General features: G+C 69.8%; 16 protein-coding genes. All 16 read right to left on the bottom strand.

Annotated elements, in window-relative coordinates; all coding sequences use genetic code 11:
• The coding region (locus tag ACPZVR_RS17465) for a hypothetical protein (protein ID WP_436700930.1) at positions 1 to 190 on the bottom strand (190 nt) is incomplete at its 3' end.
• A gap of 20 nt (positions 191 to 210) precedes the next feature.
• The gene (locus tag ACPZVR_RS17460; RefSeq protein WP_436700929.1) at positions 211 to 801 is read right to left on the bottom strand and encodes an Rv1363c family protein; all 591 of its coding nucleotides are present in this window, start codon (positions 799 to 801) and stop codon (positions 211 to 213) included.
• Positions 798 to 2,069 carry an MCE family protein gene (locus ACPZVR_RS17455; RefSeq protein WP_436700927.1) on the bottom strand — a complete coding sequence of 424 codons (1,272 nt, stop codon included), beginning with the start codon at positions 2,067 to 2,069 and terminating at the stop codon, positions 798 to 800. The genes ACPZVR_RS17460 and ACPZVR_RS17455 overlap by 4 nt, the downstream gene beginning before the upstream one ends.
• A complete protein-coding gene (locus tag ACPZVR_RS17450) occupies positions 2,066 to 3,445 on the bottom strand; it encodes an MCE family protein (RefSeq protein ID WP_436700926.1) in 1,380 nt (459 codons plus the stop codon). Before ACPZVR_RS17450 ends, ACPZVR_RS17455 begins: the two co-directional genes overlap by 4 nt.
• The gene (locus ACPZVR_RS17445) at positions 3,442 to 4,671 is read right to left on the bottom strand and encodes an MCE family protein (RefSeq protein WP_436700925.1); all 1,230 of its coding nucleotides are present in this window, start codon (positions 4,669 to 4,671) and stop codon (positions 3,442 to 3,444) included. Before ACPZVR_RS17445 ends, ACPZVR_RS17450 begins: the two co-directional genes overlap by 4 nt.
• Before the next feature lie 5 nt (positions 4,672 to 4,676).
• Positions 4,677 to 5,666 (bottom strand): MCE family protein, encoded by a 990-nt coding sequence (locus ACPZVR_RS17440; protein ID WP_436700924.1) that lies wholly within the window; start codon positions 5,664 to 5,666, stop codon positions 4,677 to 4,679.
• A complete protein-coding gene (locus ACPZVR_RS17435; RefSeq protein WP_436700922.1) occupies positions 5,663 to 6,751 on the bottom strand; it encodes an MCE family protein in 1,089 nt (362 codons plus the stop codon). Before ACPZVR_RS17435 ends, ACPZVR_RS17440 begins: the two co-directional genes overlap by 4 nt.
• Positions 6,748 to 8,064, bottom strand: coding sequence for an MCE family protein (locus ACPZVR_RS17430; RefSeq protein WP_436700920.1), 1,317 nt, complete (start codon positions 8,062 to 8,064; stop codon positions 6,748 to 6,750). Before ACPZVR_RS17430 ends, ACPZVR_RS17435 begins: the two co-directional genes overlap by 4 nt.
• Positions 8,065 to 8,071: 7 nt before the next feature.
• Entirely contained in the window at positions 8,072 to 8,911 is an 840-nt protein-coding gene (locus tag ACPZVR_RS17425) for an MlaE family ABC transporter permease (protein WP_436700918.1), read from the bottom strand.
• Positions 8,911 to 9,684 (bottom strand): MlaE family ABC transporter permease, encoded by a 774-nt coding sequence (locus tag ACPZVR_RS17420; RefSeq protein ID WP_436700916.1) that lies wholly within the window; start codon positions 9,682 to 9,684, stop codon positions 8,911 to 8,913. The genes ACPZVR_RS17425 and ACPZVR_RS17420 overlap by 1 nt, the downstream gene beginning before the upstream one ends.
• A gap of 267 nt (positions 9,685 to 9,951) precedes the next feature.
• Positions 9,952 to 12,081 carry an excinuclease ABC subunit UvrB gene (gene uvrB, locus ACPZVR_RS17415; RefSeq protein WP_436700914.1) on the bottom strand — a complete coding sequence of 710 codons (2,130 nt, stop codon included), beginning with the start codon at positions 12,079 to 12,081 and terminating at the stop codon, positions 9,952 to 9,954.
• Between the two features lie 33 nt (positions 12,082 to 12,114).
• Entirely contained in the window at positions 12,115 to 12,672 is a 558-nt protein-coding gene (locus ACPZVR_RS17410; protein ID WP_436700913.1) for a carboxymuconolactone decarboxylase family protein, read from the bottom strand.
• Positions 12,669 to 13,550, bottom strand: a complete 882-nt coding sequence (locus tag ACPZVR_RS17405) for an SDR family oxidoreductase (protein ID WP_436700912.1) — start codon at positions 13,548 to 13,550, stop codon at positions 12,669 to 12,671. The genes ACPZVR_RS17410 and ACPZVR_RS17405 overlap by 4 nt, the downstream gene beginning before the upstream one ends.
• Positions 13,551 to 13,648: 98 nt before the next feature.
• Positions 13,649 to 14,911, bottom strand: coding sequence for a phospholipase D-like domain-containing protein (locus tag ACPZVR_RS17400; RefSeq protein WP_436700911.1), 1,263 nt, complete (start codon positions 14,909 to 14,911; stop codon positions 13,649 to 13,651).
• 30 nt (positions 14,912 to 14,941) lie between these two features.
• Positions 14,942 to 15,502, bottom strand: a complete 561-nt coding sequence (locus tag ACPZVR_RS17395) for a hypothetical protein (RefSeq protein ID WP_436700910.1) — start codon at positions 15,500 to 15,502, stop codon at positions 14,942 to 14,944.
• A complete protein-coding gene (locus ACPZVR_RS17390; RefSeq protein WP_436700909.1) occupies positions 15,499 to 16,590 on the bottom strand; it encodes an MlaD family protein in 1,092 nt (363 codons plus the stop codon). The genes ACPZVR_RS17395 and ACPZVR_RS17390 overlap by 4 nt, the downstream gene beginning before the upstream one ends.
• Between the last annotated feature and the right edge of the window lies 1 nt (position 16,591).

Below are 16,591 nucleotides of genomic sequence, written 5' to 3'. Positions count from 1 at the left end.
CGTCGACCTGCTCGTCGACCTGCTCGTCGACCTGCTCGTCGACCTGCTCGTCGACCTGCTCGTCGACCTGCTCGTCGACCTGCTCGTCGGGCGCGACGGGTCGCGTGGTGCCGGACTGGCCGGCGATCCGGCGCGGACGGGGCGTCTGGCCGCGGGAGCTGGCGGGCTTGCGGGGGGTGGGGCGACTCATCTCTTCCTCGTCCTGCTCACTCAGCCCAGCGCGACGTACTGGAGGTCCTTGGTCAGCCAGCGGCCGTCCTCCCGCACCAGCTCGAGCTGGATCCGGTAGTTGCGCGCCTCGGGCTGGAAGTCGGTCGTCTTGTTCTTGACCGTGCCGCTGGTGGCGACGATGGCGGTCGCGGTGTCCTCGTCGCCGGCGACCAGGCCGGCCCAGACCACCTCCGCGTCCATGTCGGACTGCGCCTCGGTGGCCAGCCTCTCGAGGTCCTTCGCCCCTTCGGTGTACTGGCTGAGGAAGGTGCCGGTGGCCATCGACTTGACGGCCTCGATGGTGCTCTGCGGCTCGCGGTAGTCGAAGTTCACGAACGCGGTGACCATCTTGGTGGCGGCCTCGAGCTGGGCCGCGGTGCGCTCCTGCTCCGCGTCCCCGGCGAGCCGCACGGCCTCGACCGTGCCCCGTCCCACGTCCTGACCGGCGCCCGGGACGACGTCGGTGCCGTTGACCTCGTTGTCGGAGGTGCTCACGTGCACGTAGAGCAGGAGCAGGGCCACGCACCCGCAGACCACCGTGGCCGCGTAGAGGGCGACGTTGAGACGGACCCGGCTCCGCTCGTCCGTCACTTGCTCGCCACCGGACCCACCAACAGCCACTTCCACGCATCCCCTCCCAGGACGGACAGGTCCTCCGGCTGCCGCAGCTCGACCGGGTTCCCCGCGGTGTCGACCAGCCCCGGCACCTGGCCGGTGGACGGATCGTAGGTGCCACTGTAGACGCGCCCGGGCGAGGCCCGGTTCTTCCGGTTGCCCGGCGCGTACTTGCTGCCGCGCATGACGTACGGCGGCCCCGCCGTGCAGCTCACGTCGGCCGGCTTCGCGTCGGTCAGGTCCTGCGTCGAGCGCCACTCCGACGGCGGCACGTACCCCTGGGTGCAGGGCGGCACGCTGTAGTCGAGCTGCAGGTTGACGTGGCCCCAGCCGTCGGCCGTGCTGCCGGTCGGCCCGCCCGCGATGAGTGCCGGGTACGTGACGAGGAGCTGCTCGATGCCGTCGAGCTCGCTGAGCAGGACCTGGTCGACGGTGATCAGGTCGCCCAGCAGGACCGGGATCGTCGGCTCCAGCTCCTCGAGCAGCTTGGTCAGCGCCCGGGCGGCGCCGGGCGTGGCGCTGAGGACCGTGCGGAGGTCGCCGTCGCTCCCGCGCAGCGCGGTGGTGATGGTGTTGAGGTCCGCGGCGAAGCGACGGATGTTCTCCTTCTGGCCCTGCTGCGTCTGCAGCACGGCCAGGCCGCTGTCGAGCAGCTGGATCGTCTCGTCGGTGTGGGCCCTCGCCTCGGCGATGAACGCGGAGCCGCCGTCGAGGAGCCGCTGGAGGTCGGCGCCGGTGTCGGTGAACATCAGCCCGAGCTCCTCGACGACCTTCGCGAGGCTCTCCTTGTCGACCGACCCGACGAAGCGGTTGAGGTCGACGAGCAGGTCGCCCTCGTCGACGGGCAGGGAGCGTTCGTCGCCGGCGAAGGTCGAGCCGTCCTTCGCGTACGGGCCCTCGACGTCGGCGGGCTGGAAGTCGAGGTACTGCTCACCGACGGCGGAGAGGTTGTGGACGTAGAGCCGCGAGTCCAGCGGCAGCCGGGTGTCCTCCTCGAGGTCGAGGGTCAGGTCGACGCCGTCCTCGGTGGTGTCCATCTTCGAGACCCGGCCGATCTTGACCCCGCGATAGGCGACCTCGCTGCCCTCGAAGAGCCCGCCCGAGCCGGGCAGGCTCGCCGTGACGGTGATCCCGCGGCCGGTGATCCGGTCGACGACGCCGAGGTAGGTCGCGCCGATGTAGGTGATGCCGACGGCACTGAGCACCACGAAGGCCATCAGCCGGATCCGCACCCCCCTGCTCATGACGCCACCTCGCCACCGAGGAGGTCCGTGGCCGACGTGCCGTGCGCCGCCGACGGTCGGGCGCCGGTCAGCCCCTTGAGCAGCCCGCCGAGCGGACTGTTGGGTCCGAGCAGGCCGTTCGCGCCGCCGAGGAGCCCGCCGAGGTCGAGGTTCGGCAGCGAGGTGAGCAGCTTGCACACCGGGCTGTTGCTGATCGCGGGGTCCTGGCACTTGGTCTGCAGATCGGCGAGCAGGTTGACGTCGCTGAGCACCTTCAGACAGGCGGCGCTGGTCAGGCTGCCGCTCTTGAGGCACCGGCCCACCTGGTCGAGGACCTCGCCGAGGTCCGGCAGCTGGATCTCGGGCAGGCCCAGGGTCTTGTAGAGATTGGCGAAGTCGAGGTCCGCGCGGATGATCGTGTCGGCGTAGTCGCCCTGGACGATGTTGTTGGCCGCCTGCGGGAAGGGGAAGCTGACCAGCAGGTTGAGGCCGGGGGCGAGCTGCTCGTCGGCCTCCGTGAGCCGGCGCAGGATCGGACTGAGATCCTCGAGGATCCGCAGCACGTCCTCCTTGCTCGCGTTGATGACCCGGGTGCCGACCCTGCCGAGCTCGTCGAGCGAGCCGAGCATCGCGATCAGCTCGTCGTGCTGGGCCGCGAGGACCTCGACGGCCGGCCCGACCGCGTCGAGCGCGTCGCCGATCGTCTCCTTCTCCGCGTTGAGCGTCGAGGTGAGGTTGTTGAGCGACTCGAGGGCCGAGATGATGTCCAGCTTCTGCTGGTCGATCGTGCCCACCACCGAGTCCAGCGAGGAGAGGAGGTTGCGCAACCGGTCCTCCCGTCCCGACATCACCAGGTTGGCCTCCCGCGTGATCGTGCCGAGCTGCGCGACGCCACCCCCGCTGAGGAGGAACGACAGCGCGCCGAGCACCTCCTCGACCTCCGGGTTGCGGCCGGTCTTGGCGAGCGCGATCTCGTCGCCCTCGCCCAGCCGGCCGGCGGGCGCCTCCTCCTGGGGCGCCTCCAGGGCGACGTACTTCTCGCCGAGCAGCGAGACCTGCCGGATGTCAGCGATCGTGTTGTCGGGCAGCTTGACGTCGTCGCGCAGCAGCAGGGTCACCTCGGCGTTCCAGCCGGACCGCTCGACCTCCGTGACCTCGCCGACGACGACGTCGTCGACCATCACCGGCGAGCGGGGCACGACGTTGAGGACGTCGCGGAAGTACGCCGTGACCTCGAAGGCCTCGTCGGCGTCGACCGGGTGGCCGGGCAAAGGCAGGTCGTAGGCGCCGTCGAAGCTGCTGCAGCCGGTGAGGAGCGTGGTGCCGAGCAGCAGGGCGACGACCCCGCGCCGCGTCCGGGGCCGGTGCCGGTGCCGGGTGGTCCTGGGACTGGTCACGACGCACCTCCGAGCAGCGTGGCGACCGAGGCGTCGTCGCCGGTGGAGAAGGACACGTCGGACACGTCGGGCACCTGGACGCCGTCCTTCGTGGCGGCCTGGCGCGGCAGGTAGCTCTTGAACTCGGGCGGCAGCCACGGCAGCTTCGTGAGGATCGGCTCGAGCAGCTTCTCGACCAGGTCGCAGGCGGTGTCCTTGAGCACGGCCGGCATCGCCGGGTGCTGCTGGATGAAGGCGCAGACCACGCCGTCGACGTCCCAGACCAGGCCGCCGATCGCCATCCGGGAGTTCTGGCTGCCGCTCACGTGGTCGAAGCCCATCGCCAGGTTGCCCATCGCCACGGGCGCGACCTTCACGGCCGTCTCGATGTTGTCCTTCTCCGAGGCGATCGTGCTCATCACCTCGGTCAGCTTGCGGATGTCGGCTACGAACGCATCGCGGTTGTCGCGCACGAACCCCTTCACGCTGCCGACGGCCTTGGCGACGGCCGCCACCGCCTTCTCCAGCTCGTCGCTCTCCTCGGCGAGCATCGCCGACACGCCCGTGAGGTCCTGCATGAACGCGCGGACCAGCGAGTCGTTCTCGGCGAGCGTGGTGGTGAACTTCGCGAGCTGGGTGACGGACTCGAAGAGCGGTCCCGCGCCGTCGCCGAAGGTCTGTGCCGCGTCGGCGAGGTCCCGGATCATCTGGTTGCCCCGGGCGCCCTGCCCCTCGAACGCCTTGGTGCCGGCCGCGAGCAGGTGGTCGAGGGTGCCGTCGGCGTTGACGCCGTTGGGTCCCAGGGCGCGGGTGAGCGCCTGGAGGCTTCCGTAGATGCGGTCGAGCTCCACCGGGACGGCCGTCTCCGGCAGTGGGATGTCGGCGCCGTCCGCCATCACGTCACCGCCCTGGAAGACCGGCGTGAGCTGGACGAACCGGTCGGCGACGAGCGTCGGCGTGACGATCACCGCCTTCGCCTCGGCCGGGACCCGGTACGACGCGTCGTACTCCATCTCGACCCGCACCGAGTTGCCCTCGGGGATCACCGCGGTCACCTTGCCGACGTTGACCCCGAGGATCCGCACGTCGGTGCCCTCGTAGACGCTGACGGCCCGGGGGAAGTGGGCGGTGACCGACTTCATCTCCGCCGGGGAGCGGACCAGGTTGACCGCGACGGCGACCAGCAGGGCGATGCCGACGGCGACGAGGACCCGGCGGTCGATGCGCTTGAGGACGTCTGCCACCATCGCGATCACCCGTCGAACCCGGGGACGAACTCACCGGTCGGCAGCGCGAGCAGGTTCGCCGCGTAGGCGTCGAACCACGGACCGGTGCCGATGATGTTGCTGAGGATGGACACGTAGGGGCCGAGTGCCGCGAGCGTCGCCTTGAGCTTGTCCTTCTTCGACACCAGGAACGAGACGAGGCCGTCGACCTCCTGCAGCGCGGGCCCGATCTGCTCCTGGTTGTCCTCGACCACGCCGCGCAGCTCCTTGGCCAGGGTCCGGGCGTTGACGAGCAGCGCGTGCACGGCGTCCTTCCGCTTGGTCAGCTCCTGGAACACCAGGTCGCTGTTCTTCATCAGCTCCACGATGTCGTCGCTGCGGTCGGCGAGCACCTTGCTGACCTCCTTCGAGCTCTCGAAGAGGGTCTGGATCTCGGCGTCGCGCGACGCGATGCTCTGTGAGAGCCGGGAGATGCCGTCGAAGGAGGCCTGGATCTCGGGGGCGGACTCGTCGAGGGTGTCGGCCACCGTGTCGAGCGCCTGGGCGAGCTGGTGGGTGTCGATCTCCTCGGTCGTCGTCGTGAGGTCGCCGAAGACGCCGACGATGTCGTAGGCCGCCTGGGTGCGCTCGACGGGGATGGTCCCGCCCTCCGCGAGCTGGCCCTCGCCGCCCGGCTGGAGGTCGAGGAACTTCTCGCCCAGCAGGTTGAGCACCTCGATCGACGCGCTGCTCTCCTTGCCGAAGTCGACGTCGCCGTCGACCTCGAACTTCACCTTCACCCGGTCGCCCGCCAGCGCGACGGCGGTGACCCGGCCGACGCGGATGCCGCCGACCTGGACGATGTTGCCCTTGCGGATGCCGCTGGCGTCGCTGAACTCCGCGTAGTAGCTGGTGCCGCGGAAGCCGGGGAACTTGCCGAGGTTGAAGGTGGCCGCGGAGATGACCGCCATCAGGACGAGGGTGATCACCCCGAGGCGGAGGACGCGCGCGTCGCGGCGCCGGGCGTGGTCGTTCATCGGTCCTGACACCTCGGGGCCGTGGACTTGAAGGAGAAGTTGGTGATGAACTTCTGGATGTCCTTGATGATCGGCAGGTCGCCGATCAGCGGGAGCCGGATGCTGGCGGACACGCCGCAGACGTAGTACTGGTACCACGATCCGTAGGTGCCGGTGCGGGTCTGGTCGGTCATCGTCTCGGGCATCCGGTCGAGCAGCTCGGCGAGGTTGGCGCGGTTCTCCTTCTTGTTCAGGAGCGCGGAGAGCTCGCGCAGCGCCGCGATGTCCTCCTTGAGCAGCGGGCGGCCGCGGTGGAGCAGGTCGGCGACGGCCACGGTGAGCTCGGTGATGTTGTCGAGCGAGGAGCCGATGGTGTCGCGGTCCTTCGCGAGATCGGTCATCCAGTCCTTGAGCTCCACGATGAGCGAGCTCAGCTGCCGGTGCCGGTCGTCGACGGTCTGGAGGGTCTGGGTGAGGTTGGTGACGACCTCGCCGATCAGCTGGTCGCGGTCGGCGAGCGTCGTGGTCAGCGACGCCGTGTGGTCGAGGAGGCTGCGCACGGTGCCGCCCTCGCCCTGCAGCACCTGCACGAGGTTCATGCTGAGCTCGTTGACCTGGTCGGGCGTGAGGGCGGCGAAGAGCGGCTTGAAGCCGTCGAACAGCACGGTGAGGTCGAGGGCGGGCTCGGTGTTGTCGACCGGGATCGTGGCGCCGTCGGCGAGGGCCTCCGCCTCCCCGGCCCCGCTCCCCTGCTCGAGGCTCATGTAGCGGTCGCCGACGAGGTTGAGGAACCGGATGTTGGCGCGCGACGCCGTCGTCAGCTCGACGCCGGCGTCGACCTTGAACGTCACCTTGGCCATCGAGCGGCGGTAGTGCTCGACCTTCTTGACCTCGCCGACGTTGACGCCGGCGACGCGGACGTCGTCGCCCTTCTCCAACATCGTCGCGTTGGTGAAGATCGCCTGGTACTCGTTGCGCTCGCCGAAGCCGATGTTGCCCATGATGACGGCGAGCAGCCCGGTCACGAAGACCGACACGGTCGTGAAGACGCCGAGCTTGACCGCCGCGGAGATGGTGGCCGCGTTGCGCTGGTTGCGCATGCTCATCCGGCGGCCCTCCCCTCGCGGACGACCGGTCCGTAGAGCAGCGAGCCGAGCGCGCCGTACGCCGACGGGTCGTCGGTGCCGCTCTCTCCGGCCAGCATGGCGTTGACCAGGCTCTGCTCGGCCGCGCTGCCGGCGTACCCGCTGTCGATGGCGTTGGGGCGACCGAGCAGGCCCTGCAGCGGGAGCGGCGAGAACCCGCCCAGCTCGTCGATGTCCGAGCCCTGGTCGAGCGGGTGCGGGGTGCCGGGGATCTTGAAGTCCGGCAGGCCCGCGCACCAGGGGCCGTGGCCGACCTCGCCGTACTGCGGGAGGTCGCGCTCGTCGTACGGCCGGAACTGCGGCTGGAAGAACTCGATGTACTGCTTGACCACGTTGCCCTCGAAGGTCTTGGACAGGATCGGCGCGTAGTTGGCCGCGCCGCGGATCAGGCACGGGAACTCCGGGGAGTACTCCGCGAGCAGGTCGATGACGGGAGCGGTGACCTGTCCCATCCGGATCAGGTTCTGCGCGTTGTCGCCCAGGAACCGGGTCGCGGTGTCGGACAGGCCGGTCAGGTCGGAGAAGAAGACGTCGAGCTCCTTCGCCTTCTCCGTCACCGTCTTGCTGGTCACGGTCACGTTGTCGAGGACGTCGAGGAGGTCCGGGGCCGCGAGGTCGTAGGCGTCGGCCACGTCGGCGAGGGCGACCAGGTCCTTGCGCAGGGTCGGCAGGTGGTCGCTGATCGCACCGACGTAGTCGCCGAGCTGGTCCATCGTCGCGCCGAGCTGGTCACCCCGGCCGTCGAGCGCCGTGGCGAGGGCGTGCAGCGTGGCGTTGAGGTCCGCGGGCCGGACGGCGCGCAGGAGGGGGAAGAGGTCGGCGAGCACCTGGCTCAGCTCGACGTTGGTCTCGACCCGGTCGGACGGGATGACGTCGCCGTCCTCGATGTGCCCGGAGGGCGCCTCGGGTCGGACGAGGGCGACGAACTTCTGGCCGAACAGGGTCGTCGGCAGGATCCGGACGCCGACATTGGCCGGGATCCGCTTGGCCTGGTCCGGCTCCAGGGCGAGGGTGATCTCGGCCTCCTCGCCGTCCTGGTCGATCCTGTCGACCCGCCCGACGAGCACCCCGTGGATCCGGACGTCGCCGAACTTGGCCAGCTGGAGGCCGGCCCGGTCCGCCTTGACGGTGACCGTCGTGACGTTGTCGAAGGTCTTGTTGTAGATCGCGATCGACAGCCAGATGAGCACCGCGATCACGGTGAGGAAGACGACGCCGGCCACGAGGAGCCGGTTGTGCTCCTTGGGGCTGTCGTGATGGATGTTCACCAGCATGTCCGGCTCACCCCGTGATCCGTACGGTCGTGGTGGATCCCCAGATCGCGAAGCTGAGGAAGAAGTCGGCCACGACGATCGTCACGATGCTCGTCCGGATCGCCTTGCCGACCGCCCGGCCGACGCCGGCGGGCCCGCCCGAGGCGGTGTAGCCGTAGTAGCAGTGGATCAGGATCACCGCGACCGCGAGGAAGAGCAGCTTGACGAAGGACCACAGCATGTCGATCGGCGGCAGGAACTGCAGGAAGTAGTGGTCGTAGGTGCCGCCGGACTGTCCGTAGATGTAGACCACGATCAGCCGGGGCGAGAGGTAGGAGGCGAACAGCGCCACGATGTAGAGCGGGATCACCGCCACGAAGGCGGCGACCATCCGGGTGGTGACCAGGAACGGCAGGGACGGGATGCCCATCACCTCGAGCGCGTCGATCTCCTCCGAGATCCGCATCGCGCCCAGGCGCGCGGTGTAGCCGCAGCCCACCGTCGCGGCCAGCGCGATCGAGGAGACCAGCGGGGCGACCTCGCGGGTGTTGAAGTAGGCGGAGATGAAGGCGCTGAACTTCGCCACGCCGATCTGGCTCAGCGAGGCGTAGCCCTGGATGCCGACCTCGGTGCCGGCGAAGAACGCCATGAACGCGATCACGCCGACCGAGCCCGCGATCAGGCTCAGGCCGCCCGCGCCGAAGGCGACCTCGGCCAGGGTGTTGGTGATCTCGCGCGGGTAGCGCCGGATCGCGCGCGGCACCCAGGTGAGCGCCTTGACGTAGAAGAGGAGCTGGTCGCCGTACCCCTCGAGGGAGCCGCGCCCGCTCTTGTAGGCGTCGCCGAGGAACTCTCCTGCCGCTGCCATCACAGCCCCGCCGGCGGTGCGACCTGGAAGTAGATCGCGGTGATCACGGCGTTGAGGAAGAACAGCGCCATGAACGCGATGATCACCGACTCGTTGACCGCGCGGCCCACGCCGCTGGGGCCGCCGCCGGCGTTGAGGCCCTTGTAGGCACCGATGATCGCGGCGAGCCAGCCGAAGATGAGCGCCTTGACCATCGCGATGTAGAGATCGGGCAACGACGCGAGCGCCGTGAACGAGGACAGGAACGCCCCCGCGGAGCCGCCCTGGACGATCACGGTGAAGAAGTAGCCGCCGCCGATGCCGGTGCCGATCACGATGCCGTTGATCATCACGGCCACGAACATCGTGGCGACGACCCGGGGCGCGACGAGGCGTTCGAGCGGATCGATGCCGAGCACCTCCATGGCGTCGATCTCCTCGCGGATCTTGCGGGCCCCGAGGTCGGAGCAGATCGCCGACCCGGCCGCGCCGGCGATGATCATGGCGGCGGCCATCGGCGCGGCCTCGCGCACCGTGGCGAGCACGGCCGTCGCACCGGCAAAGGACTGGGCGCCCAGCTGGCCGGTGAGGTTGCCGACCTGGAGCGAGATGACGGCGCCGAACGGGATCGAGACCATGATCGTCGGCATCAACGTCACGCTGGTGACGAACCAGGCCTGCTCGAGGAACTCGCGGAGCTGGAAGGGACGCGTGAAGATCCGCTTGGTGACCTCGACGACCATCAACGCGATCTCGCCGGGGCCGCGCACGACCGCCATGGCATTGAACGCCACGCGCCGACTCCTCTCCCCACGGATGTCGCCGGTCCTGCTCCGGCGACGGGGGCGATACTAGAACACGTTCTCGTTGTGACCAAGGCGACATGGCCGGAGCGTGGTCGTTTTCACCCGACTTCTCACTCCAACGCCGGCGTCCGGGCCCGAGTCACGGGCGTCCTGAGTCGGCGTTCGCTCCTCACTTGGTCGCCGGCGCTCGCTTCGCTCGCGCGCTCCTCGCTCGTCGGAAGCACTCGACCTCGTTCCTCGGCCGGTGCTTCCTCCTCACTTCGTCGCCTCGAGCATCTGGCGCAGCTCCTTCTTCAGCTCGCCGATCTCGTCGCGCAGGCGTGCGGCCAGCTCGAACTGCAGCTCGGCGGCCGCCGCCTTCATCTGGTCGGTGAGGTCCTGGATCAGCTGGGCCAGATCGGAGCTCGGCAGACCGGCCAGCTCCGCGGCATGGCCGCCGATGTCGGTGCTGCGCAGCTGGGGCGTCGGCGACTTCTTCGGCTTCACCCCGCCGGCACGGCCCTTCTGGCCCACGTCGGCCCAGGTCTGGAGGAGCTCCTGGGTGGTCTCGTCCTCGCGCGCGAGCATCTCGGTGATGTCGGCGATCTTCTTGCGCAGCGGCTGCGGGTCGATGCCGTGGGCCTCGTTGTAGGCCACCTGCTTGGCCCGCCGCCGGTTGGTCTCGTCGATCGCCGACTCCATGGACGGCGTGATCCGGTCGGCGTACATGTGGACCTCGCCGGACACATTGCGCGCCGCGCGGCCGATGGTCTGGATGAGGGACTTGTCCGAGCGCAGGAAGCCCTCCTTGTCGGCGTCGAGGATCGACACCAGGGACACCTCGGGCAGGTCGAGGCCCTCCCGGAGCAGGTTGATGCCGACCAGGACGTCGTAGGCGCCGAGCCGCAGGTCGCGCAGCAGCTCGATCCGCTTGAGCGTGTCGACCTCGGAGTGCAGGTAGCGGGTGCGGATGCCGGCGTCGAGGAGGTAGTCGGTGAGGTCCTCGGACATCTTCTTGGTCAGCGTCGTGACCAGGACCCGCTCCTCCTTCTCGGCACGCAGCCGGATCTCGTGGATCAGGTCGTCGATCTGGCCCTTGGTCGGCTTGACCACGACCTCGGGGTCGACCAGGCCGGTCGGGCGGATGATCTGCTCGACCACGTCGCCCTGCACCTTGTCGAGCTCGTAGTCGCCGGGCGTCGCGGAGAGGTAGACGGTCTGCCCGATGCGCTGGAGGAACTCCTCCCAGCGCAACGGCCGGTTGTCCATGGCGCTCGGCAGCCGGAAGCCGTGCTCGACCAGGTTGCGCTTGCGCGACATGTCGCCTTCGTACATGCCGCCGATCTGCGGGACGGCGACGTGGGACTCGTCGATGACGAGCACGAAGTCCTCGGGGAAGTAGTCGAGCAGCGTGTTGGGCGCGCTCCCCCGGCTGCGGCCGTCCATGTGCATCGAGTAGTTCTCGATGCCCGAGCAGGAGCCGACCTGGCGCATCATCTCGATGTCGTAGGTCGTGCGCATCCGCAGCCGCTGCGCCTCGAGCATCTTGCCCTGCCGCTCGAAGGTCTCGAGCTGCTCGGCGAGCTCGGCCTCGATGCCGTTGATCGCCCGCTCCATCCGCTCGGGACCGGCGATGTAGTGGCTGGCGGGGAAGACGTAGAGCTCCTGGTCCTCGGTGATCACCTCGCCCGTCACCGGGTGCAGGGTCATCAGCCGTTCGATCTCGTCGCCGAAGAACTCGATGCGGACCGCCAGCTCCTCGTAGACGGGGAAGATCTCCAGGGTGTCGCCGCGGACCCGGAAGGTGCCGCGGGTGAACGCGAGGTCGTTGCGGGTGTACTGGATCTCGACCAACCGGCGCAGCACGGAGTCGCGGTCGTGCTCCTCCCCGACACGCAGCCGGACCATGCGGTCGACGTACTCCTGCGGGGTGCCGAGGCCGTAGATGCACGACACGGTCGACACCACGATCACGTCGCGCCGGGTGAGCAGGCTGTTGGTCGCGGAGTGGCGCAGCCGCTCGACCTCCTCGTTGATGGAGGAGTCCTTCTCGATGTAGGTGTCGGTCTGCGGGACGTAGGCCTCGGGCTGGTAGTAGTCGTAGTAGGAGACGAAGTACTCGACGGCGTTGTCGGGGAAGAGCTGCCGCAGCTCGTTGGCGAACTGGGCGGCCAGGGTCTTGTTGGGCTGCAGGACGAGCAGCGGCCGCTGGACCTGCTCGGCCACCCAGGCGACCGTGGCGGTCTTGCCGGTGCCGGTCGCACCGAGCAGGACGACGTCCTCGACGCCGGCGTTGATGCGCTTCGTGATCTCGGCGATCGCGGCCGGCTGGTCACCGGAGGGCTGGTAGTCGGACTGCACGTGGAAGGGCGCGACGCGACGCTCGAGATCGGTGACCGGACGCATGGCTCCAGCGTACGAGGGCGCGCCGACAGTCCCCTACCGCGCTCGATCGGGGCGGACCCGCAGGGCGTGCAGTGCCGTGGCGAGCATCGTGTAGTGGCCCACGAGCATCAGGATCTCGATCCGCTCACGGTCCTCGAAGTGGGCGCCGAGCTCGGCCCACAGGGCGTCGGAGAGGTCCTGGTCGGCGAGCAGCTCGTCGCTCGCCCGCAGCAGCAGCCGCTCGCGGGCACTCAGGCTCGCGGCGCTCTCCCCCGCCTCGATGGCGGCCACCTCCTCACCCGTCAGTCCCGCGCGCCGGGCCAGGCGGCGATGCTGGGTCAGCTCGTACGCCGACCCGCGGCGTGCCGCGACCCGGACGATGACCAGCTCCGACTCCCGCCGGGACAGCCGGCCGCCCGGCATCAGCCGCCCGGCGAAGTGCAGCCATCCCCAGAACAGCCGGCGGTGCCGGCCCAGGGTGAGGAAGACCGCCGGGGGCTCGGTGCCCTGGACCCGGCCGGCGATGCGGGCGAACAGGGCGACGACCGGACCGACCTCGCGCCACCCGCCGGGCGCGATCCGGGGCTCGCCCGCGCCGGACGGCGCGCTCACGCGGCCCGCCGCGCCTGCTCGACGGCCGGGAGCACCTTGTTGGCGCCGTAGTTGAAGATCCGCATCGCGACGGCGTAGCCGGGCGGGAAGTAGCGCTGGAGCCAGTGCGCCAGCCGGATGTCGGCCGAGGTGTAGACCCAGTAGCGGTTGCGCAGCGCGCCCCGCCAGATCGCCTCGGCGGCCTGCTCGGGCGAGACGGCCCGCTTCTGGAAGTGCCCCCGCGCCCTGACGAAGGCCTTGCTCTGCTGGTCGATGCCGGCGATCCGGATGGTCTCGACCAGGCCGGTGTCGACACCGCCCGGGCAGACCAGGCTGACGCCGATCCGGTGCTTGCGCAGGTCGTAGCGCAACACCTCGGAGACGCCGCGCAGGCCGAACTTGGTCGCGCTGTAGGCAGCGTGCCACGGCATGGCGATGATGCCGGCGGCCGAGGAGACGTTGACCAGCTGGCCGCCGCGACCGGCGTCGATCATCGGCGGGACGAACTCCTCGATGACATGGATCGGCCCCATCAGGTTGACGTCGACCAGGCGCTGCCAGTGCTCGTGCTCGAGGCTGCGCACCGTGCCCCAGATCGCGATGCCCGCCACGTTGAGCACCACGTCCATGGCTCCGGCGCGCTCCGTGACGTGGGCCGCGAGGCGGCGTACCTGCTCGTGGTCGGCCACGTCGGCGACCTCCGCGGTGCCGACCTGCCCGCCGCGGGCCCGGATGGCGGCGGCCACCTCGGCGAGCCGCTCGGCCTGGACGTCGGTCAGGTGCAGGACGGCGCCGCGGTCGGCCGCCTGCTCGGCGACCGCGCGGCCGATGCCGCTGGCGGCACCCGTGACGAGCACCTGCTTCCCGGCCAGGTCACGGACGGGTGCGCGGAACCACATGGGCATCCTCCTCGATCCCACCGTGGTGCAACCCTGAGTGCAACACGGTGTTACAACTGCGGTCACCCTAGCAGGCCGGGCGCGTGCCCGCGGCCGTCTCAGAGCAGCGGTCGCAGGGGCGCGAGCACCAGCTCGGTGAACTTGCGGTGCATGTCGCGCGCCTCCCACTCGCCGCTGGTCAGCTCCAGGCAGTGGGACTGGTCGATCTCGAAGATCTGCTCGAGCTCGCGGGCGAAGCCCTCGTCGATGATCTCGACGTTGATCTCGAAGTTGCCGGTGAGGCTGAGCCGGTCGATGTTGGCGGTGCCCACGGTCGCCCAGGTGCCGTCGACCGTCGCGGTCTTCGCGTGCACCATCGCGTCGCGGTAGCGCAGGATCCGCACGCCCGCGTCGAGCAGTTGGGTGAAGTGGCCGCGGGAGATCCAGTCGGCCACGATGTGGTTGGACTTGAGCGGCAGCAGCAGGCGGACGTCCACGCCCCGGCGCGCGGCGGCCTTCACGGCGTCGATGAAGTCCTCGTCGGGCAGGAAGTAGGCCTGCGTCATCCACACGTTGCGGCTGGCCCGGTTGATGGCCTCGATGTACATCGCCCGGATCGGGAACATCCACAGCCGCGGCACGTTGCGCTGCACGCGCACCCGCGGCTCCCAGGTCGACGCCGTCTCCAGCAGCAGCGGACGCTCGGAGCCGCGCAGCCGGCGGCGCCGGTTGAGGTTCCAGAAGTCGGCGAAGGCCCGCTTGAGGTCCCACACGGCCGGGCCGGTGATCTGGACGTGGGTGTCGCGCCACTCCGACTCGTAGGCCGATCCGATGTTGTAGCCGCCGACGAACCCGACGTTGTCGTCGACCACCAGGATCTTGCGGTGGTCGCGGCCGTAGCGGCGCAGGTCGAAGAAGCGCCAGCCCGCGGGGTAGACGGGGTAGCGCAGCACCTTCACGCTCGGGGGGAAGCGCTGGAACGCCGGCGAGACGACCAGGTTCGCGAACCCGTCGTAGATGCAGTAGACGTCGACGCCCCGCTCCGCCGCGGCGATCAGCGCCCGCTTGAACCGCTCCCCCGTCGCGTCGCCCTTCCAGATGTAGGTCTCGAAGAGGATCTGCCGCTGCGCGCCGTCGATCGCGGCCAGCATGTCGTCGTAGAGGTCGCGCCCGAAGGTGTACGTCGTGACGTTGCCGTCACCCACAGCCACCGTCCGCGGAGGCGTGGTCGGGAACGGCTTGGGGCGCTTGCCGCGGCGCCGGTAGGAGTCGACCAGCGACATCGCGATCGCCACGATGAAGGGCACGCCGACCAAGGTCAGCAGGACCCGCCGCAGCACGGTCCTCAGCCCGGCCAGCTGGTCGTTGTCGTCGTGCGCCACGCGCGCCAATCTAGTGGTCGGCGCCCCGCGCTACTGCGCGCCCTCGCCGCTGTTGGTGCCGCTGAGCAGCTCGAGCCGGTCGACGAGCCAGCTGCCGTCGACGAGCTTCATGGTCATGCTGACGCGCTGCTCCTCGATCTTCACGTCGGCGTTGGTGTCGTCGGTGATGGCCTGGTCGACGAACGCGACCACCTCGACCTGACTCTCGTCGACGACGCGTCCCGCGGCGTCGACGACCTGGCCCTGGGCGGTGACCCGGCCGTCCACGATCGCCTTCTGCAGGTCGCCGACGTTGGGTGCCAGCTTGTCCTTCAGCTCCGCGTTCGCGATCTTCTCCAGCCAGGCGAAGTCGTGCTCGCCGTCCTTCCAGGAGTACGTCGTGATCTGGGCCAGCACCTCCTTCGCGGCATCGAGCGCCGCCTGCTCCGCGTCGTCGCGTGCCGAGAGCGTCTGGACCCGCGACCGCGCGTCGGCCAGGTCGTCGCGGGCTCCCCGCTCCTGGGCGACCAGCCAGCCGATCACGGCCAGGGCGGCGACGAGGGCGGCGACCAGCGCGACGACCAGCGTCGCGGAGCGCGACTCGCGGGTCACCGCACCGGCCCCGGTGCGTGGGCGGCGCCGCGCTGGAGCGTGGCGAAGGACGCGGCGCAGCGGCCGTCCTTCTGCAGCGCCCGGCGCTCGGTCCGCTTGGGGTCCAGGCGCGTGGTGCCGTAGCTGCACCGGGGGTCCATGTCCGGGATCAGCTCGATCCGCAGCTCACCGTCGCGCACCTTCGACAGCAACGACCGCAGCCCCGGCGAGTAGTTCTGCAGCAGGGTCCGCAGGTGGGGCTCGTAGGAACGGAACACGTCGGTGAAACTTACTCCGGTCGACAAGAAGCCGGGCAGCACCTGCTGGGCGTCCTCGACCAGCGCGACCAGGTCGGCGAGCTGGCCCGGCCCACGCTTCAGCAGGTCGCGCAGCTCCGGGTCGTAGTCCCGCAGGAACCGGGCGAACTGCCGCGCGGAGGTCGCGAGCCGGCGCAGCGAGTCGGCGTTGTCGGTCGCGATCGCCAGCACGCTGCCGGAGTTGCCGATCACCCGGTCGGTCTCGGGCCAGACCTCGTCGAGGGTCTCGAGGATGGCGGTGCCCTGGTCGAGGATCCGGCCGAGGTCGTCTCCCGTCCCCTTCAGCCCGGTACTCAGCTCGTCGAGGACGATCCGCAGCTTCTCGTCGTCGATCTGGCGCAGCACGTTGTTGACCGCGACGACCGTCGAGCTGAGGCTCTTCGGCAGGTCGGTCGACTCCGCCGGGACGACGTCGCCCGTCGCGAGATAGGGGCCGGTCGCCTGCTTCGGCTGGAAGTCGAGGTACTGCTCCCCCACCGGCGAGAGGCTCCGCACCCGCGCCAGCGAGTCCCTGGGGATCTCGGTGCCGGTCGTGATCGCGATGGTCGCCTCGACCCCGTCGGGCGAGGGCACGATCGAGCGGACCTTGCCGACCTTGATGCCGCGGTAGGTCACCACGGAGCCCTCGAAGAGTCCACCCGTCTGGGCGAGCTGGACCTTCACCTCGACCGGTCGCGAGGTCAGCGGCTGGTCGAGCACGGCAGCGAAGAGGTAGGCGGTCGTCACGATCAGCACCGCGACGATGCCTGCGAGACTGAGGTAGAGGCGGTCGCCCAGGATCTTCCGCACCATC

Origin of the sequence: Nocardioides segetis (genome assembly GCF_051390595.1) — a bacterium.
In the GTDB taxonomy this organism is placed as follows: domain Bacteria; phylum Actinomycetota; class Actinomycetes; order Propionibacteriales; family Nocardioidaceae; genus Nocardioides.
This window is presented reverse-complemented; position numbering and strand designations above follow the sequence as displayed.